Source organism: Vibrio sp. 1069, from assembly GCF_033340555.1.
Map to the genome: position 1 here is coordinate 1 of NZ_JAWOWP010000362.1, position 711 is coordinate 711.

General features: G+C 40.6%; 1 protein-coding gene and 1 pseudogene. Both read left to right on the top strand.

Annotated features, from left to right (window positions below; genetic code table 11):
* Positions 1-321 (top strand): helix-turn-helix domain-containing protein (locus R7040_RS26520; protein ID WP_318097590.1); only part of this gene is annotated, 321 nt, incomplete at its 5' end.
* 179 nt (positions 322-500) lie between these two features.
* Positions 501-711: pseudogene (locus R7040_RS26525) on the top strand (universal stress protein UspE); the annotation flags it as partial.

Consider the following 711-nt stretch of genomic DNA (forward strand, 5'->3'; position numbering starts at 1 on the left):
ATCATGCGTTTAATGAGTAACGAAATTAAAGGCGACCAGGAAATGATTCTTCTGCTTTCTAAGAAGAATGCTGAGGAGCGTCTAGCTGCTTTCTTGTACAACCTGTCAACTCGCTTCTCTCAACGTGGCTTCAGCCCAAGAGAATTTCGTTTGACCATGACTCGTGGCGATATTGGTAACTACTTAGGCCTAACGGTTGAAACCATCAGCCGCCTATTAGGTCGTTTCCAAAAATCTGAAATTCTGAGTGTTAAAGGTAAGTACATCACCATCTTAGATCATGATGCGCTAATGGAACTTGCCGGTGTAACAAAAGAGTAATCTCGCTTACTTATTGATGTAGCTCGAAAATGAGCTACATCATGTTTCTCATAAAATCCCTTCGAAAGTCCTCAAAAAGTTCTCCAAACTAAGCTACAGTAAAAATATACGAAGAGTCTCCAATTTACTGATTTAACTTGTTTTCAGTATTTGGTTTCGCAACATAAGTGGGCTTAGTTATGAGTATATACAGTAAGATTCTTGTTGTTGCTGACATCAATAATGATGAACAGCCTGCACTCGCTAGAGCGGTTCAATTAGCTCAAAAGAGTGTATCCAGAAGCCGAATCACCTTCTTCTTATCCATCTACGATTTTTCCTATGACATGACCTCAATGCTGTCAGTCGATGAAAGAGATGCGATGCGTCGCGGCGTTATCCATCAACGTG